This is a genomic window from Mesorhizobium sp. M1409 (assembly GCF_040317535.1).
Taxonomy (GTDB): Bacteria; Pseudomonadota; Alphaproteobacteria; order Rhizobiales; family Rhizobiaceae; genus Mesorhizobium.
In genome coordinates, this window is the sequence record NZ_JAMYKV010000010.1 from 42,176 (window position 1) to 66,746 (window position 24,571).

The following is a 24,571-nucleotide window of genomic DNA, read 5'->3' on the forward strand; positions in this document are numbered from 1 at the left end:
GCCGCCCGGAAACCAGCGGCTGCGGGAACGCGCAGCCGGTTGTCTGTCGTTCAGCGCACCTGCTTGGCGTCGCCGTCGTCACCCGCCGCGGAGGCCGATTGCAGCACCGTATCGCCGGCGAGTTTCACCTTGAGGTTCTCGGTCATGAACTGTGTGCCGGCGGCGACCACGATGTCGCCAGGCTTCAAACCCTCCGCGACACGCACACCATCGGCGGCGAACTTGGCTATCTTGACCGGACGGGCATGAACGGTGTCGGCGTCCCGATCGACGGTCCAGACGATCGACTGGCTGTCTTTCTCAGCCAGTGCGCTCAGCGGGATCGAAACGAGTTGCCGCTCATTGGCCGCCGACGCTTCGATGCTGGCGGTCATGCCGAGAAGCACACGCGGATCCTTGGGCAGGCTGACGCGGACGGCAAAGGTGCGCGACTGCGGATCGGCGCTGCCGGCGACTTCACGGACCTTGCCGTCCAGCGCCAGCGCGTCGTCGGACCAGAAGCCCGCCTTGACGATCTTGCCTGGCTTGAATTCGGCGATCTCCATCTCAGGGACAGCGATCAGCACTTCCTTTTCGCCGTCAACGGCGACGGTGACCACCGGCGATCCGGAGCCGACCACCTGGCCGACATCGGCGCTGACCGCGGTAACGATGCCATCCCTGTCGGCCTTGAGGTCGGTATAGCCAACCTGGTTCCTGGCCTGGGCAAGCGTCGAGCGAGCGGAATCGCGAGTGGCGACGGCTTGGTCGTAGGCCAGGGTCGCCTGCTCCAGCTGCGATTTCGGCGCGAATTTCTTGTCGAACAGCTGTTCGGCGCGCTTGCGGGCAAGCTCTGATGTCTCGACCTGCCGATCGGCGGCATCAAGGGCTGCCTGCGCGCTCTTGACCGATAGGTCGTAATCGATGGGATCGATGCGGGCGAGGACATCGCCCGAGGCCACGTGCTGGCCGATGTCGACGAGGCGCTCTGTGATCTTGCCGTTGACCCGGAAAGCCAGCGCACTTTCGGTGCGAGCCCGCACCGAGCCGGAATAGGAGAGCGTGCGGGTATCATGCGCCTGGGCGATCTCGACGACCTTGACCGGCCGGATGATGTCCTTGACTTCGGCTTTTTCTTGGCTGCAGCCGGCGAGCCCGAGGGCCGCGACCATCAGGCCGGCAACTGGTAGTTTGCGGAGGATGGAATTGGACAAAGACATCTTATTACTCCCGACTGGAGATGAACGGTCGACACCGGCCTTCGGTGGCTATTACTTCAGAGCCCTGATCGCATAGTCGATCAGGTCGTCGGGCATCGCCCGGTTGGTCTTGGCAAGGCATTGCGCCACCATCTGCGGATGGCACAGGATGACGGTCGTGGCGCCGAAACACCGCGACGCGATCACCGGATCCTGCTCCCTGAACTCACCGGCCGCGATGCCGTCGCGGATCACTTCCGCAAACAGGTCATGAATGCTGTCGACATGCTTGTCGATGACGGCCCAGTCCCGTTCGAGTGCGACGACGACCATCTCGTGGACCTTCTGCTCGTCGAGCATGACCTCCATGGTCATCTTGTATTGGGCGTGCACGTAGCGCCGAAGGCGCTCCTCGGCGCTGATCGGCAGGTGCGCAATCTCGTAGGCCATCTTGTAGCTCGCGCCGAGCATCCGGCCGCAGACTGCCTGGTGGATTTCCACCTTGGAGGCGAAGAAGCGGTAGATGTTGGCCGGCGACATGCCGAGTTCGCGGGCGATGTCGGCGACATTGGTCTTGCCGTAGCCATAGTGGCGGAACAGGCGCTCGGCGCAATCGAGAATGCGCGTCACATTTTCCTGTCGGGCGGCGTCGGCGACGATGGTGGCGGCTTCGGACATGATCCTCTATCGATTTACGAGTGACGAATTTCAATTTTCATCACTCGTAAATCGAAATGGGCGGCCTGTCAATGCGATTTCAACGTACTTGTACGATTGGTGACAGATGGTGACATTCGATAGACGTCACGAAGGCACCCGAGGATGCGGACTGCTGAAAATATTTCCGCGAGAGGCCGTCGGCGTTTCAGGCGACCTTTGCCATTTCGCGCAGCCGGAACTTCTGGATCTTGCCGGTCGAGGTCTTCGGGATTTCGGCGAAGATCACCGCCTTCGGCACCTTGAAGCGGGCAAGCAGCGCGCGGCAATGCTCGATGATTTCGGCTTCGGTCGCGGCCCTGCCGGGTTTCAGCTCGACATAGGCGACCGGCACCTCGCCCCATTTGTCATCGGGCCTGGCGACAACACCGCAAGAGGCAACGGCAGGGTGTTTGTAGAGCGCATCCTCGACCTCGATCGAGGAGATATTCTCGCCGCCCGAGATGATGATGTCCTTGGAGCGATCCTTGAGCTGGATGTAGCCATCGGGATGCATGACGCCGAGATCGCCGGAATGGAACCAGCCGCCGGCAAAGGCTTCGTCGCTGGCCTTGCGGTTCTTCAGGTAGCCCTTCATGACGATGTTGCCGCGGAACATGACCTCGCCGATGGTCTCGCCGTCCGCCGGCGTCGTCCGCATCGTCTCGGGATCCATGATGGTCAGGCCTTCGAGTGCCGCGTAGCGTACGCCCTGCCGTGCCTTTTTGGCACTGCGCTCGCCCTTTTCGAGATCGTCCCAGGCGCCATGCCATTCGTTGACGACCGCCGGGCCGTAGGTCTCGGTGAGGCCGTAGAGATGGGTGACGGCGAAGCCGGCGTCGACCATCCCCGACAGCACGGCTTCCGGCGGCGGTGCTGCCGCGGTGTTGAAGGTCACTGTCTGCGGAAATTCCCGCTTGTCCTCGTCCTTCGCATTGATCAGCACCGACATGACGACCGGCGCGCCGCATAGATGGGTGACGCCGTGATCGGCAATCGCATCGTAGATCGGCTTCGGCCGCACCCAGCGCAGGCAGACATGGGTGCCGGCCTGGACGGCGAGCGTCCAGGGAAAGCACCAGCCATTGCAGTGGAACATCGGCAGCGTCCATAGATAGACCGCATGCTTGGCCATGCCTGCATGGATGGTGTTGGTGTAGGCCATGAGGGCAGCGCCGCGATGGTGGTACACCACGCCCTTCGGATTGCCTGTCGTTCCGGAGGTGTAGTTGAGCGAGATGGCGTCCCATTCGTCGTCGGGCATCGACCAGGCGAAATCCGCGTCGCCGCCGGCGACAAAGGCCTCATAGTCGAGCGAGCCGATCAGGTCGCCTTTCGGATAGGGCGCGTCGGCGGCGTAGTCGGGATCGTCATAATCGATGACCAGCGGCTTGACCTTGGCCAGTTCCAGGGCCTGCTTGACGACGCTGGAGAACTCGCGGTCGACGATCAGCAACTTGGTCTCGGCATGATCGAGCTGGAAGGCGATGACCGCGGCATCGAGGCGTGTGTTGAGCGAATGCAGCACCGCCTTGGTCATCGGCACGCCGAAATGCGCCTCCAGCATCGGCGGCGTGTTGGACAGCATGACCGTGACCGTGTCGCTCTTGCCGATGCCGCGCTTCTGAAGCGCCGAGGCGAGCTTCAGCGACCGCCGCCAGAAATTGCGATAGTCGATGCGCTGGCGGCCATGGATGATGGCGATATGGTCGGGATAGGTCCTGGCCGCGCGCTCCAGATAGGTGAGCGGCGTCAGCGGCTGATGGTTGGCCGCGTTCTTGTCGAGATCCTGTTCGTAAGGATTGCCCATCACATGCTCCCCGCGCTTTTCTCTAGGACCTTCTAATCTCAGGCTCGGGCCGCGTCACCATCAACGATGCCCCGTTGGAGCGCATTTGGCGCAATGATGATCCAGATTCGCAGGGCGGAAGGGCATTGCATACCCTTGCCGAGTTTGACTTTTGTCGAGAGCCATGAATAATGTCAGCCGAGGAGACGGCATGGCGATCCGACCGGCAGAACAGCTCATCCATAAGGCCGCCTGGCTCTACTACGCCCATGGCCTGCGGCAGGACCAGGTGGCGAGCCAGCTTAACATTTCCCGCGCTTCGGTCGCCATGTATCTGCGCAAGGCGCGCGAGACCGGCATCGTCAACATCTCGACCTCGACCCAACTTTTCACCGACGATGTGCTGGCGCGCAAGCTCGAGGATGCGCTGGGCCTCGACGCCGTCTGGATCGCGCCGGAAAACGCCCATATCGCCGACCCGTCGACGGAAATCGCCGTGCTGGCGGCAAGCGTCTTTCTCGAACTGGTCAAGAAGGGCGACCGCATCGGCGTCGCCTGGGGCCGCACCGTCTACATGATCGCCGACATCATGTCCTATGCCGACCTGCAGGCTGTCACGGTGGTGCAACTCTGCGGCAATCTCGGTGCGCCCTATTCCTATCGGCCCGACCAATGCACGATGGAGATCGCGCGGCGGCTCAACGCCAAGGGCCTCAATTTCTACGCGCCGCTGGTGCTGTCGACGGAAGAGCTGGCACGCGCGCTGCGGGCCGAACCGGTGATCCGCGAACAATTGTCGGGCGTCGGTGAATGCGATCTGGCGCTGTACTCGGTCGGCGCGGTCGACGCCGACAGCCACCTGGTCAAATGCGGCGCGCTGACACCAAGTGAAATGGCGGAGCTGCGCGGCCGAGGCGCCGCCGGCGTCATTGCCGGGCAGATCATCGACGCCGACGGCAAGGTGCTCGACTGCAGCTACAACCGACGTGTGATATCAGCCGAGCTTGCCTCGCTACGCGCCATCGCCAGGCGGCTAATGGTGGTGCAGGAGGACAGCAAGTTCGAACCGCTGCTCGCGGCGATCACGGGCGGCCTTTGCACGCATCTGGTGGTCGGCGCGCGCATGGCGCAGCGGCTCTTGGATCACGCGGCCGCCGCGAAAGAAAAGGCCTCCTAGGAAACACCATCTCCGCCGCCGGCGCATTGTCATCAAAGCGTCGCGGCATTCCTGTTTCACCATCAAAGACAGCAACCGGACGAAGCGAACATGAAGAACCTGTGGAATGACGAAGCCGCCGAAAAGCTCGTTGCCGACTATGCAAAGAAGGGTGTCGGCCGCGACCTGGCCTTGCGCGTCTACACGACCCGGCTGCTGGGCCGCGAACCAAGGCTGGTCCTGCATGGCGGCGGCAACACCTCCTGCAAGACGACGGCCACCGATCTTGTCGGCGACAAGTGGGACGTGCTGTGCGTCAAGGGCAGCGGCTGGGACATGGGGGTCATCGAACCGCAGGGCCTGCCGGCGGTCAAGCTCAAGCCGCTGCTCAAGGCGCGCGCGCTGAACAGATTGGCCGACGAGGACATGGTTGCCCTGCAACGCGTGAACCTGATCGATCCGTCATCGCCCAACCCTTCGGTCGAGACGCTGCTGCATGCCTTCCTTCCGCACAAATTCGTCGACCACACGCACTCGACCGCCATCTTGGCCATCGTCGACCAGGAAGATTCGAAGCCGCTGGTGAAGACGGTGTTCGGCAGCAAGATGGGCTATGTGCCCTACATCATGCCCGGCTTCGACCTCGCCAAGGCAGCCGCCGACATCTTCGACGCCGACCCCACGGTTGAGGGCCTGATCCTCGACAAGCACGGCATCTTCACCTTCGGCGACGATGCCAAACAAGCCTACGACCGGATGATCCATTATGTGAACGTCGCCGAGGACTTCATTGCCGCAAGCGGCAAGCCCAAGGCAGCAAAGGCAGCCTTGCCGGCAAGGCTCGCGACACCGGCGTCCATCGCGCCGACGCTTCGCGGCGCCGTCGCCGTGGCACGCGGCGAAGGCCGCTTCGACCGCATGATCAGCGACTTCCGCACTTCGGACGCAATCGTCGATTTCATCAATTCGGCCGAGATTGCCGACTATGCCGGACGCGGCGTGTCGACGCCCGATCTGTCGATCCGCATCAAGACCGGACCGATGGCGCTGCCGGCGCCCGATGCCGACAAGGCCGACGACTACAAGGCCGTGATCAAGGACCACGTCGAAGCCTTCGCCAAGGACTACCGCGCCTATTTCGAAACCAATGACGCGCTCGACGACGTCAAGCGCACCATGCTCGACCAGATGCCACGGCTGACGCTGGTGCCGGGCCTCGGCATGTTCGGCCATGGCCGCACGCTGAAGGACGCGAAGATCGCGTCGGATGTCGGCGAGATGTGGATCGAGGCGGTGCGCGGCGCCGAGGCGGTCGGCCGGTTCCATCCGCTCTCCAAGGCCGATCTGTTCCCGCTGGAATACTGGTCGCTGGAACAGGCCAAGCTCGCCTTCAACAAGCCGAAGCCGCTGACCGGCCAGGTGGTGCTGATTACCGGCGGCGCCGGCGCGATCGGTGCGGCGACAGCAAAACTGTTCGCCGACAATGGCGCCCATGCCGTCGTCGTCGATCTCGACGCCGAAAAGGCCACCGAGGCCGCCAAGAAAGCCGGCAACAATTCGATCGGCGTCGCCGCCGACATCACCGATCCGGCACAGGTGCGCGCCGCCTTCGACAGAGCGGTCGCCGTGTTCGGCGGTGTCGACATCCTGGTGTCAAATGCCGGTGCCGCTTGGGAAGGCCGCATCGGCGAGCTCGACGACGCGCTTTTGCGCAAAAGTTTCGAACTCAACTTCTTCGCCCATCAGTCGGTGGCGCAGAATGCCGTGCGCATCATGCTCGAACAGGGCACAGGCGGCGTGCTTCTGTTCAACACCTCCAAGCAGGCGGTCAATCCGGGGCCGAAGTTCGGCGCCTATGGCGTGCCGAAAGCGGCGACGCTGTTCCTGTCCAGGCAATACGCGCTAGACTATGGCGCGCACGGCATCCGCTCCAACGCCGTCAATGCCGACCGCATCCGCTCAGGGCTTTTGACCGACGCCATGATCGCCAGCCGTTCGGGCGCGCGCGGCGTGTCGGAGAAGGACTACATGTCCGGCAATCTGCTCGGCCAGGAAGTGACGGCGCAGGACGTGGCGCAGGCGTTCCTGCATCACGCGCTGGCCGATCGCACCACCGCCGATGTGACGACGGTCGACGGCGGTAATATCGCGGCGGCACTGCGGTAGGGAAGCCTTGCCTTGATCACCCTGCTGCCTCGAGGCAGCGGGGCAAGGCGCGAGCGTAAAACCCTAACAACAATTGTTAGTTCTTGTTAGGTGTGGTACAGGTTGGGCATGAAAACCGAACCGATGCGTACCCTTACCATATCCCTCACCCCTCAGCAGGTTGCTCGCCTGCAAAGCGCCGTCGAAGGCGGAGGTTATGCCTCCAACAGCGAGATTGTTCGTGACGCCCTTCGTCTGTGGGAGCAGCGCGAAGAATTGCGAGCCTTGGAACTTGAACATTTGAAACGGGCCTATGCCGACGGCATGGCCAGCGGCAGGCCGGTGGAAGTCGAACCCGCTGAGTTTATACGCGGCCTGAAGGCAGAACGCCGCGCTCGTGGCTAGATATCGGCTCACACCACGCGCCTCGCAGGATTTGCGAGATATCTGGCACACCATAGCAATCGACAATGAAAAAGCGGCGGACAAGCTGCTTATGCGCATTTTCGACAAGCTGGAACTGGCGGCTCAACATTCCAAGATGGGCACCGCCCGGCCCGAATTGAGCGCAACTGCCCGTGTGCTCATAGAAGGCCGTTATGTCGTCATTTACGAACCGCAATCGGATGGCGTCCTGGTCGTGGCGATTGTCCACGGGATGCGCGATCCGGAACACTGGCTGTAACCCGGAGCGGCTGAGCATTCACATGGAAAGAGCGGCGCAACCGCCGCCCTTTCTTTGTCAAAGGTCCAAATTACTTCGCGTTCGGGTTCGGCATCCAGGCCGGCATCGCGACATCGGCATGGGCGAACTGCGGCAGCTTGGCCGACAGGTCTTCCATGTTCTTGATGTCCTTGTCGATGAGGTCCTTCTGCGTGATCAGCGTCGGCGGCACGACGACGTTGTGGCCGGGGTCTTCACCGGCCAGCAACTGTGCCAGCGCACGCACCGAGACCTGGCCAACGACGGCCGGGTTGGTGGCGGCCGTGGCAGCCCAGGCGCTGTCGGGCTCGCGCATCGCTGATATATCCGACGTCGAAATGTCCGCCGAATAGATCTTGATGCCCTTGTTCAAGCCCGCTTCGTCGACAGCGATCTTCACGCCCTTGGCGAATTCGTCATAGGGCGCGAACATCACCTTGATGTCGGAGTGAGCCGACAGCACCGAGCGCGCCTGGTTGGCGACCGAATTGGCGATCGGGTTGTCGAGCGTGCCGAACATCGCGACTTCGTCGATGCCGGCATACTTCTTCTTGACGTCGACCCAGGTCTCGTTGCGACGGTCGAGCGGCGCGATGCCGGCGACATAGACATAGCCGGCCTTCCAGCTCTCGCCATTGTCCTTGACGGCCTGTTCGAGGGCGAGGCGCGCCAAGTCGCGGTCGGACTGTTCGACCTGCGGGATCTTGGGGTTTTCGACGTTGACGTCGAAAGCCACCACCTTGATGCCTGCGTCGACCGCACGCTGCGCGGCGTCCTTCATCGATTCCGTCAGACCGTGCTGGATGATGATGCCCTGCACGCCGAGCGCGATGGCCTGATCGACCATATCGGATTGAAGGGCAGCATCCTGGCGGCTGTCGAGCACGCGCAGGTCGATGCCGAGCGCCTTCGACTGTGCTTCGACGCCCGAGAGATAGGCCTGGAAGAAGTCGCCGGTCGAGAGGTAGCGGACCAGCGCGATCTTGACGCCGGGCTTGTCGAAAGGCGCCGGCTTGTCCGCGGCCAGCGCCGGGAATTGCATCAGCATGGTCGCGCCGGCCAATCCGAGCGCCACCTTCCCCAGAAGTCTTCTTGTAATGCTCACTTTGTTTTCCTCCACTCTTGTTGAACCCAAAATCCTGTTCCGGTCGAAAGCTACCTCCTGCCCTTGCCCGAAAGCGCAAAGGTGAAGACAAGGGCGACGACCAGAACCACGCCCTTGACGAAATCCTGCGTGTAGTAAGGCGCGTTCATCATGGTCAGGCCTTGCAGCAAGATGCCGACGAACAGCGCGCCGATGGCAGTGCCGAAGGCGTTCGGCTTGGCGGCGCCAAGCACCGCGTAGCCGATCAGCGCCGCGGCAACCGCATCGAGCAGCAGATTATTACCCGAGGCGATGTCGCCGCGTCCAAGCCGGGCGGCGAGCAAAATGCCGCCGATCGAGGCAAAAACTCCTGAAATAACGTAGGCCCAGATCTTGTATGCCTTGACAGGCGCACCGGCGAGTTCAGCGGCGCGCTCGTTGCTGCCGACGGCGTACATCATGCGGCCGAAGCGGGTGTATTCGAGGAAGAACCAGATCAGCACGGCGAGCACGAGCAGCACCACGACCGACACCGGAATGAGATTGGGGATGAAGAAATCGAAGCGGTGGCGGCCAAGCGCCAGGAAGGCGTCAGAGAATTTGCCGTTGGCGACCGAACCGTCCGGCATGGTCATGCCGGTTGCGATCGAGCGGCCTTCGGTCGGGATGCGCTGCAGGCCGACGAGCAGGAACATCATGCCGAGCGTCGCCAGGAGATCGGGCACGCGCATGTAGACGATCAACCAGCCGTTGATCAGGCCGACAATGGCGCCGATCAGCAGGCAGACGACGACCGCGACAAAAGCGTTCTGCTCCAGCACCACCATCACATAGGCCGCCGCCATCATGGCTGATGTGGCGACCGAGCCGATCGACAGGTCGAAGCCGCCGACGACGAGCGTCGCGGTGACGCCGAGCGCCAACACGCCGGTGATGGCAACCGACTGGAAGATGAAGACGGCACTTTGCGGCGAGACGAAACCGTCGGCGGCGATCGCGAAATAGGCGACGAGCCCGAACAAGAGCACGATGAAGCCGTAGCGGATGGCGTGGTCGCGCAACGTCATTCAGCGCTCCCGCGCGCTGCTGCCGTCTTTACCCAACTCGAACCCATGGTCTCTCCGTTCCAATTCATATTACGCGCTCTTCAGGCGGCGCTGTGCAGCGGTCCGCCGGCGACCTCGGCCAGCAGGCGATCGAGATCAACGTCGGCATTGCGGTGCTCGCCGACGATGGTGTGCTCCGACATCACCAGGATGCGGTCGGCGGTCTCCAGCGCCTCGTCGAGTTCGGTGACGAACAGCAGCGTGGCGCGGCCGTTTGCACTGGCCCTGAGCTTGGCGGCAATGTCGCGCCGGGCGGAAATGTCGACGCCCTGAAACGGCTCGTCCAGAATGAACAGTCTGGCATCCTGGGCCATCCAGCGGGCGACCATCACCTTCTGCTGGTTGCCGCCGGACAGCTCCGACATTTCGTCCTTCTCGGAGCGGCAGACGATGCCCAGTTCCTGGATTTGCCGGCGCGCGGTAGCGCGTTCCAGACGGCGCCTGAAAACAGCGAAACGTGACATGCGCTTGTGAAACGGCAGGCTGATATTTTCCTGGATGTTGAAGCCGCCGACGATGCCGTTCTCGCCGCGGTCCTTGGCGACGAGGAACACGCCTGCGGCGATCGCCTCGCCGGCCGATCGCGGCGCATAAGGCTTGCCGTTCATCATCATGGTGCCGGCGAGCGGCTCGCGCACGCCAAACAGTGTCTCGGCGAGCGCCGTCTTGCCAACGCCGACGAGGCCGGTGATCGCAACGACCTCGCCGTCGCCGAGCGTCAGCGAGATCGGCTTGGCACCCTGCGCGATGCGCAGGCCCTCGATGTTCAGGATTGCCTTGGCCGAATTCCTGACAACGATCTGGTCGAGATGGATCTTACGGCCGAGCATGGCGTTGACCGCGCCTTCATAATCGAGCGGCTTCTTGTCGAAGATGCCTGAGATGATCCCGTCGCGCATGGATATGATGCGGTCGGCAAGCCGCCTGATATCCGACATGCGATGCGAGATGTAGAGGATCGCCACGCCTTGCTCGCGCAGCCTGTCGATCAGCGCAAATAGCCGATCGGCCTCGGTGCTCGAGAGCGATGAGGTCGGCTCGTCGAGGATCAGCACTTTCGGCTGGTGCGCCAGCGCGCGGGCAATCGCGACCATCTGGCGATCGGCCAGCGAAAGATCGCTCACCCGCGCCTTTAAATCGATGGCCAGCCCCATGCGGTCGGCGACCGCCTTGGCTTCCCGACGCACGCGGACCGGATTGAACAGGGTCGGCGCGCCTTTGCCGCTCAGCCTGTCGAGGGTCAAATTGGTGGCGACGTCGAGATCGGCGACGACACCGTCGTTGATGTTCTGGTGAACGGTGACGACGCCGGCGCGGATCGCCTCAGCCGGGGTTTTCGGTGCAAAATCCTGGTCGGCGAGCGCCATCGTGCCGCCGCCGCGCTCGTAGACGCCGCTGATGATCTTGACGAGGGTGGACTTGCCGGCGCCGTTGGCGCCCATCAGGACGGTCGCTTCGCCCGCATGCAATTCGAGCGAGACGCCGCCAAGCACCTCGTTATGGCCAAAGGATTTCCTCAGTCCCTCTACGCGGAACACGGCATTGCCGACCATGCGTTCCTCCCTGACATGACGCTATGGGCTACATCGGCAATTGTCAACACGATTGACAATTGCCAGATCGCTTCCTAGCTTGGCCCGGCCGCCATGCCTCAATTATATTCGGAGGGCATATGCGGGAGGATCACGATGACTGAAGAATTGCCGTTCGAAGCGCTGTCGGTGGAGACCTTGGCGGCCCGCCTTCGCACAAACGATGCGCTGTGCGCGAAGATCGGCAAGGACACGACACGCTGGAAGGTCCGCGAAGTCGGTGACGGCAATCTCAACCTGGTGTTCATCGTCGAAGGCGCCAGCGGTGCCGCGGTGGTCAAGCAGGCCCTGCCCTATGTCCGCCTGGTCGGCGACAGCTGGCCGCTGCCGCTGAAGCGCTCCTTCTTCGAATATCATGCGCTGACAAGGCAAGAAGCACGCGCGCCCGGATCGGTGCCGGCCATCCATCATTTCGATGAAGGCCAGGCGCTGATCATCATGGAATATCTTGCGCCGCCGCACGTCATCCTGCGGCGGGCGCTGATCGAAGGCCGGCAGCTGCCGAACATTGCCCGAGATATCGGCCTGTTCATGGCTCGCACGCTGTTTCGCGGCTCCGACCTGCACATGGCGGCCAAGGACCGCAAGGCGGACCTGGCGCTGTTCGCCGACAATGTCGAACTCTGCGATATCACCGAGAACCTGGTGTTTTCCGACCCCTATTTCGACGCCAAGATGAACCGGCATACCTCGCCGCAGCTCGACGGCCTCGTCGCAGAACTGCGCGCTGACCGCGACCTCAAGGTCGAGGCGCAGCGGCTGAAGCACATCTTCGCCGCCAATGCCGAAACGCTGCTGCATGGCGACCTGCATTCCGGCTCGATCATGGTCACCGATACAGAAACCCGGATGATCGATCCGGAATTCGCCTTCTACGGTCCGATGGCCTTCGATGTCGGCATGCTGCTCGCCAATTTCTGGATGTCATTCTTCTCGCAGCGCGGCCACGAGCAGGAGGGCAAGCGCGATGCCATGCGCGCCTATCTGCTCGAGGTGACAGTCGAGACCTGGTCGGTGTTCCGCGCCGAGTTCTCGCATCTGTGGCGCACCGAGCGCACCGGTATGCTCTACCAGAAGAGCCTGTTCGAGGATCGGGGCGACAGGCTCGGTGCCGAGCAGGCGCTCGACCATGTACTGCACCAGATCTGGACCGACCTGCTCGGCTTTGCCGGCATCGAGGTGCACCGGCGTATCCTCGGCCTCGCCCACAATGCCGATTTCGAGACCATTGCCGATGAGGATCTGCGCGCCATTTGTGAAGCAAAGGCGCTGAAATTCGGCCGCCACATCGCCGTCAACCGACGCCAGATTCACAGCATCGACGAGGTCAACCAACTGGCCGCGCTGATCGAACAGGAGAGCAGCATTTGAACGTCGGCGACCGCCACTATCGCACCATCTGGTTGAGCGACGACGGGCGTTCGGTGGAGATCATCGACCAGCGCTGGCTGCCGCATGATTTCCGCATCGAGACGATCGGCACGGTTGCCGGCATCGCCACCGCCATCCGCGACATGTGGGTGCGCGGCGCGCCGTTGATCGGCGTAACCGCAGCCTATGGTGTCGCCATGCAGATGGCGGCGGACCCATCCGATGCTGCGCTGGATGCCGCGTGGGAGACGTTGCACGAGACGCGTCCGACAGCGATCAATCTGCGCTGGGCGCTGGACGAGATGCGGCGCTTCCTCAAGCCGCTGCCAACGGAACAACGCGCCGAAGCCGCCTATCGCCGCGCCAAAGAAATCGCCGACGAAGATGTCGGGCTCAACCGCGCGATCGGCGAGAACGGTCTCGCCATCATCAAAGCGATCGCGGCGCGCAAGCAGCAGGGCGAGCCGGTCAACATCCTGACCCATTGCAATGCCGGCTGGCTGGCCACCGTCGACTACGGCACCGCCACCGCGCCGATCTACCTGGCCACCGAGGCCGGCATTCCTGTCCACGTCTATGTCGATGAGACGCGGCCACGCAACCAGGGCGCCCAGCTGACCGCCTGGGAGATGGCCGGCCACGGCGTGCCGCACACGCTGATCGTCGACAATGCCGGCGGCCATCTGATGCAGCGCGGCGAGATCGACATGGTCATCGTCGGCACCGACCGCACCACCGCCGACGGCGATGTCTGCAACAAGATCGGCACCTATCTCAAGGCACTCGCCGCCGCCGACAATGATGTGCCGTTCTATGTCGCGCTGCCGTCGCCGACCATCGACTGGACGGTGCATGACGGTCTGGCCGAAATCCCGATCGAGCAGCGCTCGGCCGACGAAGTGTCGCTGGTCTGGGGCAAGACCGCTGCCGGCGAGATCGCTCAGGTCCGCATTTCGCCGGAGACGACGCCGGCGGCGAACCCGGCTTTCGACGTGACGCCGGCGCGGCTGGTGACCGGGCTGATTACCGAACGCGGCGTCGCCAAGGCGTCGCGCGAGGGCCTGAAGGCGATGTTTCCCGAGCGCGGGTAAGGGCCGATCGTCGAACCCCTAATAGAGCGGCTTGGCCATATGCCTTGGCGTTGGCCACTCAGTGGTGGTGCCGGGCTGCACCGGTCGCTCGAGATAAGTCGACAGCACCACATAGCTGCGCGTCGAGGTGACGCCAGGCGTTTCGTAAAGGCGCGACAGCAATCCTTCGAGCGCCCTCGTGTCTTCGGTGCGAACCTTGAGCAGCATGCAGCTGTCGCCGGCAACCGAATGGATCTCCTCGACTTCCGGATACTCCGAGACTGCCATCAGTTCCGGGGTCTTTCCCCAGCCCTTGGTGTCGATATGGACAAAGGCAAGCAAAGGCTTTTTCACCGCCCGGGGATCGATGATCGCCGCGGTGTTGCGGATGGCGCCGCTGCGCCGAAGGCGTTTGACCCGCTCATGCGCGGCAGGAGGCGACAAGCCCACGCGGTCGCCCAGTTCGGCGTAGCTGATCGTGGCGTCATCGACCAGGACGCCTAATATTCTTCGGTCTATCGCGTCGAGGTCGCGGACCGCAGCCTTGTTCCGCGGAATACCATCTGTTTCTTCATCCATGGCGAATTTCCCAATTGCAGCTGAATAAAATACGGCGATTATGACAATATGTCGAACGCAGATCAAGTTGCATCACTGGCGCCAAGCGTCCGAGCGCCTATCCCGGCGCTTGCTTACCTGCTGACCGGATGCATCGCCGTCATCGGCTCGAACTCGCTTGTGCTGGGCCCGATAGCCCCAGCCGTGGCCGCGTCGTTCGGAACCAGCGTGCCGGCCGTGATGATCGCGGCCGCCGCGTTCGGGCTCGGCACCTCCGCAAGCGCCCTGTTCCTTGCCCGCTACATCGACCGGCTCGGCGCGCGCCGGATGCTGCAGGGGGCGCTGTTGCTGTTGGCACTGGCTCTTGTCGCAAGTGCCGTGGCGCCAACAGTGATCATGCTGGTCGCGGCACAGCTGCTTGCCGGCATCGCTGCCGGTATCGCCATGCCGGCGATCTATGCCAGCGCCGCCGCCATTGCACCGCCCGGCCGTGAAAGCGGCACGATCGGCGTCGTGTTGACCGGATGGACGCTCAGCATGGTGGCCGGCGTCTCGCTGTCGGCCGTGCTTGCCGATCTGGTGCATTGGCGTGCCGTTTTCGCCGCAGTCGCGTTGCTGGCAATGCTTGCATGGGCGGGGCTTACAATGACGTCGCTCAGCGACATCAGAAAGGCCGGGCCGGCACCCGCCCCGCTGGAAGCGCTCGGCATTCCCGGCATCGTGCCGCTTCTGATCGCTTGCGCCGCCTTCATGACCGCCTTCTACGGTGTCTATGGCTATCTCGGCGACCATCTTCATGTCGGGCTGGGAGAGCCGGTCAGCGCCAATGGCCTGGCGGCTCTTGCCTATGGCATAGGCTTCGGCACGGCTGCTCTCCTCGACGGTGTCATCGACCGGCTTGGCGCGCGGCGCGTCATGCCATTCACCTATCTTCTGGTCGCCGTCGTCTATGTCGCCATGGCCGCGACGAGCGACAGTTTCGGGCTAACCTTGACCATGGTGGCGGTCTGGGGACTGGCCAATCATTTCGGATTGAATGTCCTGGTGACGCGCCTGTCGGCGCTCGATCCGTCGCGGCGCGGCACGATCATGGGCTTGAACAGCGCGGTGACCTACCTCGCGGTCTTCGTCGGCACCACCAGCTTCGGGCCGCTTTATTCCAGCTTTGGTTTTGCGACATGCGCGGCCGTTGCAGCACTGCTCATGCTGATCGCTGCATCGGCGGCGGCGTGGCGCACGAGGTAGTCGAACGGGCTTGGCCCAACCTTCTCACGGTTGACAGCAGCGCCCCGCCCTTTCATACAAAGCCGTTAATGTTCTCAGGGCGGGGTGAAAGTCCCCACCGGCGGTAAGGACTCTTAGTTGCGCATGATTCCTTTCCGAAAGCCGTTCCGGTTTTCGGGGTCATGCCCGGGACCCAAGCCCGCGAGCGCTTTCCGGTTTCGGAAAGGTCAGCAGATCCGGTGTGATTCCGGAGCCGACGGTTAGAGTCCGGATGGAAGAGAACGAACGGAAGATGGACCGCCTGGGCGGGCCGGATTGCGTATCGTGCGTCCTGATTCTGGTCGAAACGGAAGGATGGACCCATGAATCAGCATTCCCATAAAGACTACGAAACTGTTCGCATCGCCGTCATTCGCGCGCGCTGGCATGCCGACATCGTCGACCAGTGCGTACAGGCCTTCGAGGCGGAACTGGCTGACATCGGAGCCGACCACTTCATCGTCGATGTCTTCGACGTGCCGGGCGCTTATGAAATTCCCCTGCATGCCAAGACCCTGGCCGGGACCGGCCGCTATGCCGCGATCCTCGGCACCGCCTTTGTCGTCAATGGCGGCATCTACCGGCATGAGTTTGTCGCCAGCGCGGTGATCGACGGCATGATGAACGTGCAGCTGTCGACCGGCGTGCCGGTGCTGTCGGCGGTGCTCACCCCGCACAACTACCACGACAGCGCCGAGCATCACCGCTTCTTCTTCGAGCACTTCACCGTCAAGGGCAAGGAAGCGGCCAATGCCTGCGTGCAGCTCCTGGCGGCGCGGGAGTTGATCACGGCCTAGGATCGCCAAACAGGCCGGATTTCAGCCCTGCAACAAGAATTGCGATCGACAAGACTTCTGAAGGTTGCGGTTGGCCCGAAATCCGGCCAGAAGCATCAGGGGCCGGCCGGCGACCGGCTGGCCCGCGACGTTGCGCTTGAAACCAGATACGGGAGACTATTGGGTGGCTCGCATAACACTGAGACAATTGCTCGACCACGCCGCCGAATACGGCTACGGCGTGCCCGCTTTCAACATGAACAATATGGAACAGGGCCTCGCCATCATGGAGGCCGCCGAGGAGACCAAGTCGCCGGTCATCCTGCAGGCAAGCCGCGGCGCCCGCGCCTATGCCAATGACGTGGTGCTGGCCAAGCTGATCGACGCGCTGGTCGAAATCCACCCCGACATTCCGGTCTGCATGCACCTCGACCATGGCAACAACGAAGCCACCTGCGTCACCGCCATCCAGTACGGCTTCACCTCGGTCATGATGGACGGGTCGTTGAAGGAAGACGGCAAGACGCCGGCCGACTACGCCTACAATTCGGGCATCACCAAGCGCGTCGTCGACATGGCGCATTGGGGCGGCGTGTCCGTCGAAGGCGAGATCGGCGTGCTCGGCTCGCTGGAGAGCGGCGGCGGAGAGCAGGAAGACGGCCACGGCGTCGAAGGCGCCATCAGCCACGACCAGTTGCTGACCGATCCCGAACAGGCGGTGGAATTCGCCAGGGATACCCATGTCGATGCGCTGGCGGTGGCCATGGGCACCAGCCATGGCGCCTACAAATTCTCGCGCAAGCCCGACGGCGCGGTGCTGGCCATGAACGTCATCGAGGAAATCCACCGCCGCCTGCCGAACATGCATCTGGTCATGCACGGCTCGTCCTCGGTGCCGGAGGATCTGCAGGAGATCATCAACAAATATGGCGGCCAGATGAAGCCGACCTGGGGCGTTCCGGTCGAGGAGATCCAGCGCGGCATCAAGCACGGCGTGCGCAAGATCAACATCGACACCGACAACCGCATGGCGCTGACCGGCGCGATCCGCAAGGTGCTGACCGAGAACCCGAGCGAGTTCGATCCGCGCAAATATCTGACACCCGCCATGGCCGCCATGCGCAAGCTGTGCAAGGAGCGCTTCGAACAGTTCGGCACCGCCGGCAACGCGCAGAAGATCAAGCCGCTGCCCGTCGCCGAAATGGCCAAGCGCTACAAGTCGGGCAGTCTCGATCCGAAGTTCGGGTGAGTGGCTGACGCGGCCTTCCCTTCTCCCCTTGTGGGAGAAGGTGTCGCCGCAGGCGACGGATGAGGGGTGTTCCAGGGAACATTAACGCCTCACTCCGCTGGAAGACCCCTCATCCGTCTCGGCGCTATCGCGCCGATCCACCTTCTCCCACAAGGGGAGAAGGCAAGAGAGGTGCCCCCCTCAAAAACTCGATCACCATCGCCGCCGTCCAGGTGAAGCGGCCGCCGCCGAGGGGCTCGCCGGTGAGCGGATCGTAATATTCGGCAAAGCCACTTTCCTGGATCAGATCCAGGCTGGATTGCGTGATGCGCCGCGCCGCGTCATCGTGACCAGCGACGGCAAGGCCGTCCGCGATCATGTAATTGACGACCAGCCAGACCGGGCCGCGCCAGTAGCGCTTGGCGTCGAAGCGTGGATCGTCTGGATCATGCGACGGCACGACGTAACGCGCCTTGGCGGCTAGGCGTTCGACGGTTGCGGCCAGCGCTACGGTGCGAGCCCCGGGAATGGCCGCGAAGGCCGGCAGGATGCCGCCGACGGAAGCGCTGTCGATCAGCCTGCCGGTGACGCGGTCGAGGCAGAGATACTGGCCTCGCGCATCGCTCCACAGCCGCTCCATCGCCGCCAGGCCCTTTTCAGCGCGGGCACGATTGGCGCTGGCGATCCCGGTTTCGCCCAGCGCGTCGGCAAGATCGGCAAGATCGGCGCAGGCGCGGATCAAAATGGCGTTGAAGCCGGGATCGACGACCTGGAATGGCGAGGCGTCATGCAGTCTGGCATTGTCCCAGCCAAGCCCGCGAAAAAGCTGCAGCAGCCAGATGTAGCGGTCATACTGCCCTTGTGTCGGACGGTGCGCAGGGTCGGCATGCAGGATGTCGCGGCGCGTGTAGGGCTCGACACCCTCGGTCGGCACACGCTCGAAGGCATCGTCCCAGTCGATGGAATTGTCGCGGCCGGACTCCCAGGGATGGATGATGGCGACCAGCCCCTCGCCTTTTGGGTCGCGGTTTTCGTAAAACCAGCGGTGCCAGGCATCGATCTTCGGCAGCAGCGCGCGGGCCCGCTCCGCAGCCAATTTCTTGTCCATGGCCCGGTCGAACAGGCGCCGTATGGCAAAACCTGCAACAGCCGGCTGGGTAATGCCTGATGTGGCCGTCGGGCGGCCGGTCCGCCAGACCTCCGGCCCGGGGAAATAACCGTCGCTCCAGACATGGAAGACGATGTGCGGCACCATGCCGTCCGGCCATTGGTGCGCGAACAACGTCTCGATCTCGGTCCAGGCGCGGGCCTCGTCGTAATGAGCGAGGCCGAGCGCGGTCAGGCAGGAATCCCAGTTCCACTGGAACGGATAAAGACCTTTCGTCGGGATGGTGTAGGCGCCCTGGTCGTTTTCTTTCAGCACCTCGATGGCACGGGCAATGATGTCACTAGTGGCGGAAGCGGTCATGGCAGTTCAGGGCTTTCGGTATCAAAGGGCATTGGTGGTTTCGGGATCGAACCAGCGGATGCGGTCGGGTTTGGGCGCGAGCCGCAGGTGATCGCCGACCTGCACGCCGGCATTCGAGTCCAGGATGGCGCGGAACAGGCCGCCCTCGACATCGCAGGTGACCAGCGTGTGCGGGCCGAGCGGCTCGATGACGCGCACGGTGGCGTGCAGACCCTCGCCGCCGGCATCGACGTCCTCGGGGCGGATGGCGAATTCTATTCTCTGCTTGTCCGATTTGGGGCCGGGCAGCGTCAGCCCGGCTACGGTCCAGTCTCCATTCGCGGCCTTGGTCGCCGGGATAAAATTCATCGGCGGATTGCCGATGAAGGAGCCGACGAAGCGCGCGGCCGGATTGCGGTAGACCTCGACCGGCGACGCGGCCTGGACGATGCGGCCCTGATGCATGACGGCGATGCGGTCGGCGAGACTCATCGCCTCGACCTGGTCGTGGGTGACATAGATGGTGGTGGTCTTCGAGGCGGCAAGCACGCCCTTGAGCTCGGCACGCATCTCCAGCCGCAGCAGCGCGTCTAGGTTCGACAGCGGCTCGTCCATCAGGATGACGTCGGGCTCCATGGCGAGCGCACGGGCGACGGCAACGCGCTGGCGCTGGCCGCCGGACAGCTGGCCCGAATAGCGTTTCAGCAATTGCTCGATATGCATGAGTTCGGCGGTGCGGGTGACACGACGCTCGACATCGGCCTGCGGCAATTTCTTCATGCGCAGGCCGAAGGCGATGTTCTCGAACACGGTCAGGTGCGGAAAGACGGCGTAGTTCTGGAACACCATGGCAATGCCGCGGTCGCGCGGCGGCAGATGGTCGACACGGCGGCCGCCGATCCAGACCTCGCCCTGGCTCGGTGTCTCCAGCCCGGCGACGATGCGCAGCAGCGTGGTCTTGCCGCAGCCCGAGGCGCCGAGCAGCACCATGAATTCCTGGTCTGATATGGTGAGGTCGACCTGATGCAGGGCGGTGAAGCCGCCGAAGCGTTTTGCCACGCCCTTGATCGCTATTTCAGCCATGAGCGGTCTCCATGTCACGCGTCATCGGTTGGCGATCCCCCACATGGCGAACAGGTATTTTCGAACGGCGAAGATGAAGACCAGCGCTGGCACGACCAGTGCGGCGCCACCGGCGAATTTGAGATAGAGCGGCGATTCACCGAGGCTTTGCAGCAGGAAGGCGGTCAGCGTGCGGTTCTCGATGGTGAGCACGGCGGCTGCGAACACCTCGTTCCAGGAGATGGTGAAGGCAAACACCGCCGAGGCGGCGATGCCCGGCAGGGCCAACGGCAGGATGACCTTGCGAAAGGCCTGCCATCGTGTGCAGCCGAGCGTCCAGGCGGCCTCCTCTAGCTCGACCGGAATGCCCGAGAACAGCGAGAAAGTGATCAGGACGGCGAACGGCAGCGCCAGCGTGGTATGGACCAGCGCCAGCCCGATGGCGGTGTCGTCGAGGCCCGTGCGGATGAACATCACCGCCAGCGGCAATGCCAGCAGCGGCAGTGGAAAGGCGCGCGTCATCAGCACCAGGAAGCGGAAGGCCTCCTTGCCCGGAAAGTCGAAGCGCGACAGCGCGTAGCCGGCCGGAGCGCCGAAGCCGATGGACAGGATCATCGTCAGGGTGGCGACGAGGACCGAGTTCCACAGTGCCCTGGCGACGCCGGCGAATTCGATGAAGAAAGACAGGCTGCCGAGATCAAAGGACGGCAAGAAGCGCTTGGGAAAGGCGGTGACCTCATCCGGTGACGACAGCGCGTTGACGATCAAGAGATAGATCGGCAGCAGCACCCAGACGCAAAGCAGGATGGCGGTGGCGATCAGCAGCCAGTCGCCGGCCTTGCGCGCATCGGTGGTCGCGGCAACCGGTGCTTGCGTGACCGCGCTCATATCCGGGCCTCCTTGGGCACCCGCAGCACACGCAGGAAAAACAGCGTGAAGCCGATCGAGATGGCGAGGATGAGCAGCGCCGAGGCGGCGGCGACATTGCGATCCTGCAGCGTGAATTGCCAGTTGTAGGTCTCGCCCATCAGCACTGGCAGATTGGTGCCGCCAAGGGCTGCGACCACGGCGAAGACCTCGAAGGCGAGGATGACGCGCAGAATGATCGCCGTCTGCAGGCTGGGGCGCAGCAATGGCAGCGTGATGCGCACAAAGCGCTGCCATGGGCTGGCGCCAAACACCTCCGCCGCCTCATAATATTCCTTGGGGATCAGGCCCATGCCGGCGACGAGGATGACCATCATGATCGCGGTGGCCCGCCAGATCTCGGCCAGCGCCACGGCGATGAAGATGGTCAGCTTGCTCTGGTAGCCGAGGAACATGATTGGCTTGTCGACGACGCCGAGGCTGGAGAGCAGCGTGTTGAGGAAGCCGGACTGGTCGAAGATAGCGAGCCAGATCAGCCCGGCGGCGAGATCGGAAATGCCGAGCGGGATGGCGAAGACATAGAGCGCGGCACTGCGCCCGGTCTCCAGCCGCGACACCACGCTCGCCATCAGCAGCGCCATGCCGAGTTGGATCGGTACGACGATGGCTGCCAGCAGCAGCGTGTTGCGGACCGTGACCGGGAATTTCCAGCTGCCGGCCATGGTGCGGAAATTGTCGAGGGTGAAGGCGCCGTCGCGGGTGATCGCCTCGAAGGCGACCAGCGCGAACGGGTAGAGGAAGAAGATGCAGAGGAACAACGTCGCCGGCATCAGCAGCAGATAGGGCAGAGCCTTGCCGTGCATGGTGATGTCCTTTGCGTGCGGTGGCCATGTGCGTGCGGGTCTGGGCGCCCGAAGTGCAACAAACTCCGGGCGCCCCCTCGGGAGGATTTTAGTCGACGGGGCAAGCGCCAGTGGATGGCTTGTCGGGCGCCCAGCATGGCGCCTTGGCCTGGTCGATGAGGGCCTTGAGCACTGTTGCTTCTTCGCCGAGCACGCCATGCACGTCCTCGCCGCCGAGCACGATGCGCTCGAAACTGTCGGTATAGACCTGGTTGAATTTGCCGCCGAGGTCGCCGAGCCCCATCGGCAACAACGCCGGCAATGCATCGGGCGCACCGGTCATGGTGGCGATCGCCGGGCCGAAGGCCTTGACCGAGGCCGGCATGTCGTCAGGCAGCTTGACGTCGACGACCGGGAAGAAATTGGTTGCCTTGAGCGTCGCGATCTGGGTTTCCGGCTTCAGCATATAGGCGACCAGCGCCTTGGCCTTGTCGATGTCGGGCGAGGTCTTCGGAATGGCGACGCCAGCCACGACAGGCATGAAACCGCGACCGGCGGGGCCGGCCGGCGCCGGGAAGGCAACGAATTCGTCCGGCTTCTTGTTGAAGGCGTCGGCAAGGCGCGCGACATGGTCGAACGCCACCCAGACCTCACCTGAAAGCAACGGCTCCTGCATGAAGGCGTAGTTGGTCGAATTCGGGTTGGTGTACTGCCAGAGTTCCCTGAACTTGTTCCAGGCGACTTCGGCTTCCGGTGAACGGAACTTGGTCACCATCGAGCCGGTGTAGGACGGATAGAGGAACCCCTCGAAGAAGCGGTGCTTGAGCCCCTTGGGACCGGCGGGAAAGCCGAATTTCGGCGAGCCGGTCTTCTCGGCGATGTTCTTCGACCATTCGATAAGCTGATCGTAGGTGATGGTGTTGAGATCGACGCCTGCCGGCAGATATTGCAAGGCCTGCTTGTTGGCCGCCATCAGATAGGTGGCCTGCATCCAAGGCAGGTATTTCTGCTCGCCGGTGCCGAGCATGCCGAGCTTCTTGTAGGCCTCGTTGACCTTGACGCCGCCGATATCGACGCCGGACAGATCGGCAAGGTTCGCTCCGACCGTCGAGAAATCGCCGTGCAGCCCACCCAGCAGGCCGATGGTGCCGGTGCCGGCCTGCAGTTCAGCCTGAAGGCGGGTGAGCCAGGGACCGTCCTCGGCGACCTGATAGTCGACCGGGCCGTCAAAACCTTTCAGCACCTCGTCGCGCATCTTCTGGGTTTCCTCGACCGGACGCGCCTGCGTCGACCAGAACAAAACCTGCTGGGCCTGCGCGCCGCCCGAGGCGATCGTTAACGCCAGCGCGGCGCCGATCAGTGTCTTCAATGCTTTCATCACGGTCTTCCTCCCTGGATAGGCGCCATCATTTCGGCGTCAGCTTGTTGTCCGCGGTGCGGGTCCATGGCTTGCACGCGCAACCAGCGTCGGCCGGATCAGCCGCGTCAGCGGCTCGGCGGGCTTCTCGGCGATCACGGTGAGCAGCATGTCGGCGATCTCGCGCGCGCATTGGCGGATCGAGGCATCGAACGTGGTCAGGCCCGGTGGCGCGTAGCCCGAAGCGGCAATGTTGTCGAAACCGATGACGGAGAGGTCGCGCGGCACGCCGAGGCCCGCGCGGGCCGCCTCCTCCATCACGGTCAGAGCCAGTTCATCGAACAGAGCGACGATGGCGGTCGGCCTGTCAGGCCGCTGCAGCATGCGGTTGACGGCCTGGATGCGCGCCTCATGGTCAAAGCGCGGCGCCGTCGCCACGTCGAGCCGCACCGACGGATCGCCCCGACGGGCAATGGCTGCGGCAAGGCCGTCTTGCCGCAGATGCCGGAAGGTCATCAGCTCGGAAATCGTCACCAGGCCGAAATGGCGGTGGCCGAGATCGTAGAGCATGTCGAAAGCCTCGCCGAAGGCGTGCGCGCCGTCGGTATCGAGCCAGTTGTAGCCGAACTCGCTGTCGAGAAGCCGGCCGTGGGCAACGAATGGAAAGCCACGCTCGCGCAGATAGGCGAGCCGCTCGTCAACCTCGGCGATACGCGTGACGACAACGCCATCGGCCCGCCCGGATTCGACGACATGGCGCAGCACCGACAGTTCCGAATGGCCGAAGGCCGCGGTGGCCAGGATCAGGTCGGCGCCGTGCGACACCAGCCCTTCGCCGAGCCCGGTGACGAATTCGCCAAGGAAAGAATCGACAAGGTTCGGCCCGCGGATCGGTAGTACGAGGCCGACGAAACCACTGCGGCCGGAGACAAGCGTGCGCGCCGCGGTGTTGGGCACGTAGCCAGCCTGACGTGCCGCTTGCGCGACACGCTCGCGCGTCTTCAGCGCGATCTGTTCATGGCCGGCAAGCGCCCGCGACACCGTCGTGATCGACAGGTCGAGGCCTGCGGCAAGCTCCTTGAGCGTAATGACGCGGGTCGTCATCGCTCCTCCTCGAACAAGTTTGAAACGTTTGTAATTGTCTTTCGCAAAATTGCAAACGTTTTAAATTTCTGGCCCTTGGATTGATCCGAGGCTAGCCTGCCTTCCACCCTGCGGTGCAGTTTCGGTCAAGTTGCAATCGAGATGAAGCTTGGCAGCGGCCACCATGCGGCCAGCCCA

Annotated in this window: 22 protein-coding genes and 1 riboswitch; of the genes, 9 read left to right on the forward strand and 13 right to left on the reverse strand. The window is 63.4% G+C overall.

Going from position 1 to position 24,571, the window contains the following annotated elements:
- Positions 1 to 50: 50 nt before the first annotated feature.
- The 3 genes from NKG99_RS10935 to NKG99_RS10945 all read right to left on the reverse strand — a co-directional run bounded on the left by NKG99_RS10935 (position 51) and on the right by NKG99_RS10945 (position 3,684).
- The gene (locus NKG99_RS10935; protein WP_352867162.1) at positions 51 to 1,199 is read right to left on the reverse strand and encodes an efflux RND transporter periplasmic adaptor subunit; all 1,149 of its coding nucleotides are present in this window, start codon (positions 1,197 to 1,199) and stop codon (positions 51 to 53) included.
- Between the two features lie 51 nt (positions 1,200 to 1,250).
- The gene (locus NKG99_RS10940) at positions 1,251 to 1,856 is read right to left on the reverse strand and encodes a TetR/AcrR family transcriptional regulator (protein ID WP_352867165.1); all 606 of its coding nucleotides are present in this window, start codon (positions 1,854 to 1,856) and stop codon (positions 1,251 to 1,253) included.
- 187 nt (positions 1,857 to 2,043) lie between these two features.
- Positions 2,044 to 3,684: an acyl-CoA synthetase gene (locus NKG99_RS10945; protein ID WP_352867167.1), complete on the reverse strand. Its 1,641-nt coding sequence runs from the start codon at positions 3,682 to 3,684 to the stop codon at positions 2,044 to 2,046.
- A 190-nt stretch (positions 3,685 to 3,874) separates the two neighbouring features.
- Here NKG99_RS10945 and NKG99_RS10950 point away from each other — a divergent pair, with 190 nt between their 5' ends.
- The 4 genes from NKG99_RS10950 to NKG99_RS10965 all read left to right on the forward strand — a co-directional run bounded on the left by NKG99_RS10950 (position 3,875) and on the right by NKG99_RS10965 (position 7,649).
- A complete protein-coding gene (locus NKG99_RS10950) occupies positions 3,875 to 4,840 on the forward strand; it encodes a sugar-binding transcriptional regulator (protein WP_352867169.1) in 966 nt (321 codons plus the stop codon).
- Between the two features lie 90 nt (positions 4,841 to 4,930).
- Positions 4,931 to 6,985, forward strand: a complete 2,055-nt coding sequence (locus NKG99_RS10955) for a bifunctional aldolase/short-chain dehydrogenase (protein ID WP_352867171.1) — start codon at positions 4,931 to 4,933, stop codon at positions 6,983 to 6,985.
- 123 nt (positions 6,986 to 7,108) lie between these two features.
- Positions 7,109 to 7,369, forward strand: coding sequence for a type II toxin-antitoxin system ParD family antitoxin (locus NKG99_RS10960; protein ID WP_502910873.1), 261 nt, complete (start codon positions 7,109 to 7,111; stop codon positions 7,367 to 7,369).
- Entirely contained in the window at positions 7,362 to 7,649 is a 288-nt protein-coding gene (locus NKG99_RS10965; protein WP_352867175.1) for a type II toxin-antitoxin system RelE/ParE family toxin, read from the forward strand. Before NKG99_RS10960 ends, NKG99_RS10965 begins: the two co-directional genes overlap by 8 nt.
- 70 nt (positions 7,650 to 7,719) lie before the next feature.
- On the opposite strand, the gene NKG99_RS10970 is transcribed toward NKG99_RS10965, so the two are convergent.
- The 3 genes from NKG99_RS10970 to NKG99_RS10980 all read right to left on the reverse strand — a co-directional run bounded on the left by NKG99_RS10970 (position 7,720) and on the right by NKG99_RS10980 (position 11,410).
- Positions 7,720 to 8,772, reverse strand: coding sequence for a substrate-binding domain-containing protein (locus NKG99_RS10970; RefSeq protein ID WP_352867177.1), 1,053 nt, complete (start codon positions 8,770 to 8,772; stop codon positions 7,720 to 7,722).
- Positions 8,773 to 8,822: 50 nt separating this feature from the next.
- Positions 8,823 to 9,818, reverse strand: a complete 996-nt coding sequence (locus tag NKG99_RS10975) for an ABC transporter permease (RefSeq protein WP_352867179.1) — start codon at positions 9,816 to 9,818, stop codon at positions 8,823 to 8,825.
- A gap of 80 nt (positions 9,819 to 9,898) precedes the next feature.
- Entirely contained in the window at positions 9,899 to 11,410 is a 1,512-nt protein-coding gene (locus tag NKG99_RS10980) for a sugar ABC transporter ATP-binding protein (RefSeq protein WP_352867181.1), read from the reverse strand.
- A 135-nt stretch (positions 11,411 to 11,545) separates the two neighbouring features.
- Between NKG99_RS10980 and mtnK the strand changes: the two genes are divergently transcribed.
- Positions 11,546 to 12,820 carry an S-methyl-5-thioribose kinase gene (gene mtnK / locus NKG99_RS10985; protein WP_352867183.1) on the forward strand — a complete coding sequence of 425 codons (1,275 nt, stop codon included), beginning with the start codon at positions 11,546 to 11,548 and terminating at the stop codon, positions 12,818 to 12,820.
- Positions 12,817 to 13,911 carry an S-methyl-5-thioribose-1-phosphate isomerase gene (mtnA, locus tag NKG99_RS10990; RefSeq protein WP_352867184.1) on the forward strand — a complete coding sequence of 365 codons (1,095 nt, stop codon included), beginning with the start codon at positions 12,817 to 12,819 and terminating at the stop codon, positions 13,909 to 13,911. Before mtnK ends, mtnA begins: the two co-directional genes overlap by 4 nt.
- An 18-nt stretch (positions 13,912 to 13,929) precedes the next feature.
- Here mtnA and NKG99_RS10995 read toward each other — a convergent pair whose 3' ends face one another.
- The gene (locus tag NKG99_RS10995) at positions 13,930 to 14,469 is read right to left on the reverse strand and encodes an Lrp/AsnC family transcriptional regulator (RefSeq protein WP_352867186.1); all 540 of its coding nucleotides are present in this window, start codon (positions 14,467 to 14,469) and stop codon (positions 13,930 to 13,932) included.
- A gap of 48 nt (positions 14,470 to 14,517) precedes the next feature.
- Here NKG99_RS10995 and NKG99_RS11000 point away from each other — a divergent pair, with 48 nt between their 5' ends.
- From NKG99_RS11000 to fba, 3 genes are all read left to right on the forward strand, one after another.
- Entirely contained in the window at positions 14,518 to 15,693 is a 1,176-nt protein-coding gene (locus NKG99_RS11000) for an MFS transporter (RefSeq protein ID WP_352867188.1), read from the forward strand.
- Positions 15,694 to 15,759: 66 nt separating this feature from the next.
- Positions 15,760 to 15,959, forward strand: a riboswitch (FMN riboswitch).
- Positions 15,960 to 16,034: 75 nt separating this feature from the next.
- On the forward strand, positions 16,035 to 16,508 hold the full coding sequence (locus tag NKG99_RS11005; protein ID WP_352867191.1) for a 6,7-dimethyl-8-ribityllumazine synthase: 474 nt from the start codon (positions 16,035 to 16,037) through the stop codon (positions 16,506 to 16,508).
- Between the two features lie 163 nt (positions 16,509 to 16,671).
- The gene (fba, locus tag NKG99_RS11010; protein WP_352631487.1) at positions 16,672 to 17,736 is read left to right on the forward strand and encodes a class II fructose-bisphosphate aldolase; all 1,065 of its coding nucleotides are present in this window, start codon (positions 16,672 to 16,674) and stop codon (positions 17,734 to 17,736) included.
- A 124-nt stretch (positions 17,737 to 17,860) separates the two neighbouring features.
- On the opposite strand, the gene NKG99_RS11015 is transcribed toward fba, so the two are convergent.
- From NKG99_RS11015 to NKG99_RS11040, 6 genes are all read right to left on the reverse strand, one after another.
- Positions 17,861 to 19,183, reverse strand: a complete 1,323-nt coding sequence (locus NKG99_RS11015) for an amylo-alpha-1,6-glucosidase (RefSeq protein WP_352867193.1) — start codon at positions 19,181 to 19,183, stop codon at positions 17,861 to 17,863.
- A gap of 21 nt (positions 19,184 to 19,204) precedes the next feature.
- On the reverse strand, positions 19,205 to 20,245 hold the full coding sequence (locus NKG99_RS11020) for an ABC transporter ATP-binding protein (protein ID WP_352867195.1): 1,041 nt from the start codon (positions 20,243 to 20,245) through the stop codon (positions 19,205 to 19,207).
- Between the two features lie 21 nt (positions 20,246 to 20,266).
- Positions 20,267 to 21,112: a carbohydrate ABC transporter permease gene (locus NKG99_RS11025; protein ID WP_352867197.1), complete on the reverse strand. Its 846-nt coding sequence runs from the start codon at positions 21,110 to 21,112 to the stop codon at positions 20,267 to 20,269.
- Complete coding sequence (locus NKG99_RS11030) at positions 21,109 to 21,960, reverse strand: carbohydrate ABC transporter permease (protein ID WP_502913068.1); 852 nt, start codon at positions 21,958 to 21,960, stop codon at positions 21,109 to 21,111. Before NKG99_RS11030 ends, NKG99_RS11025 begins: the two co-directional genes overlap by 4 nt.
- Positions 21,961 to 22,042: 82 nt before the next feature.
- Positions 22,043 to 23,311 (reverse strand): ABC transporter substrate-binding protein, encoded by a 1,269-nt coding sequence (locus NKG99_RS11035; RefSeq protein WP_352867202.1) that lies wholly within the window; start codon positions 23,309 to 23,311, stop codon positions 22,043 to 22,045.
- A gap of 39 nt (positions 23,312 to 23,350) precedes the next feature.
- Positions 23,351 to 24,394: a substrate-binding domain-containing protein gene (locus NKG99_RS11040; protein ID WP_352867205.1), complete on the reverse strand. Its 1,044-nt coding sequence runs from the start codon at positions 24,392 to 24,394 to the stop codon at positions 23,351 to 23,353.
- Positions 24,395 to 24,571 lie beyond the last annotated feature (177 nt).

Coding starts and splice junctions, on each gene's coding strand:
- NKG99_RS10935 (WP_352867162.1), bottom strand. CDS start 1,199: ATGTCTTTGTCCAATTCCATCCTCCGCAAACTACCAGTTGCCGGCCTG.
- NKG99_RS10940 (WP_352867165.1), bottom strand. CDS start 1,856: ATGTCCGAAGCCGCCACCATCGTCGCCGACGCCGCCCGACAGGAAAAT.
- NKG99_RS10945 (WP_352867167.1), bottom strand. CDS start 3,684: ATGGGCAATCCTTACGAACAGGATCTCGACAAGAACGCGGCCAACCAT.
- NKG99_RS10950 (WP_352867169.1), top strand. CDS start 3,875: ATGGCGATCCGACCGGCAGAACAGCTCATCCATAAGGCCGCCTGGCTC.
- NKG99_RS10955 (WP_352867171.1), top strand. CDS start 4,931: ATGAAGAACCTGTGGAATGACGAAGCCGCCGAAAAGCTCGTTGCCGAC.
- NKG99_RS10960 (WP_502910873.1), top strand. CDS start 7,109: ATGCGTACCCTTACCATATCCCTCACCCCTCAGCAGGTTGCTCGCCTG.
- NKG99_RS10975 (WP_352867179.1), bottom strand. CDS start 9,818: ATGACGTTGCGCGACCACGCCATCCGCTACGGCTTCATCGTGCTCTTG.
- NKG99_RS10980 (WP_352867181.1), bottom strand. CDS start 11,410: ATGGTCGGCAATGCCGTGTTCCGCGTAGAGGGACTGAGGAAATCCTTT.
- mtnK (WP_352867183.1), top strand. CDS start 11,546: ATGACTGAAGAATTGCCGTTCGAAGCGCTGTCGGTGGAGACCTTGGCG.
- NKG99_RS10995 (WP_352867186.1), bottom strand. CDS start 14,469: ATGGATGAAGAAACAGATGGTATTCCGCGGAACAAGGCTGCGGTCCGC.
- NKG99_RS11000 (WP_352867188.1), top strand. CDS start 14,518: ATGTCGAACGCAGATCAAGTTGCATCACTGGCGCCAAGCGTCCGAGCG.
- NKG99_RS11005 (WP_352867191.1), top strand. CDS start 16,035: ATGAATCAGCATTCCCATAAAGACTACGAAACTGTTCGCATCGCCGTC.
- NKG99_RS11015 (WP_352867193.1), bottom strand. CDS start 19,183: ATGACCGCTTCCGCCACTAGTGACATCATTGCCCGTGCCATCGAGGTG.
- NKG99_RS11020 (WP_352867195.1), bottom strand. CDS start 20,245: ATGGCTGAAATAGCGATCAAGGGCGTGGCAAAACGCTTCGGCGGCTTC.
- NKG99_RS11025 (WP_352867197.1), bottom strand. CDS start 21,112: ATGAGCGCGGTCACGCAAGCACCGGTTGCCGCGACCACCGATGCGCGC.
- NKG99_RS11035 (WP_352867202.1), bottom strand. CDS start 23,311: ATGAAAGCATTGAAGACACTGATCGGCGCCGCGCTGGCGTTAACGATC.
- NKG99_RS11040 (WP_352867205.1), bottom strand. CDS start 24,394: ATGACGACCCGCGTCATTACGCTCAAGGAGCTTGCCGCAGGCCTCGAC.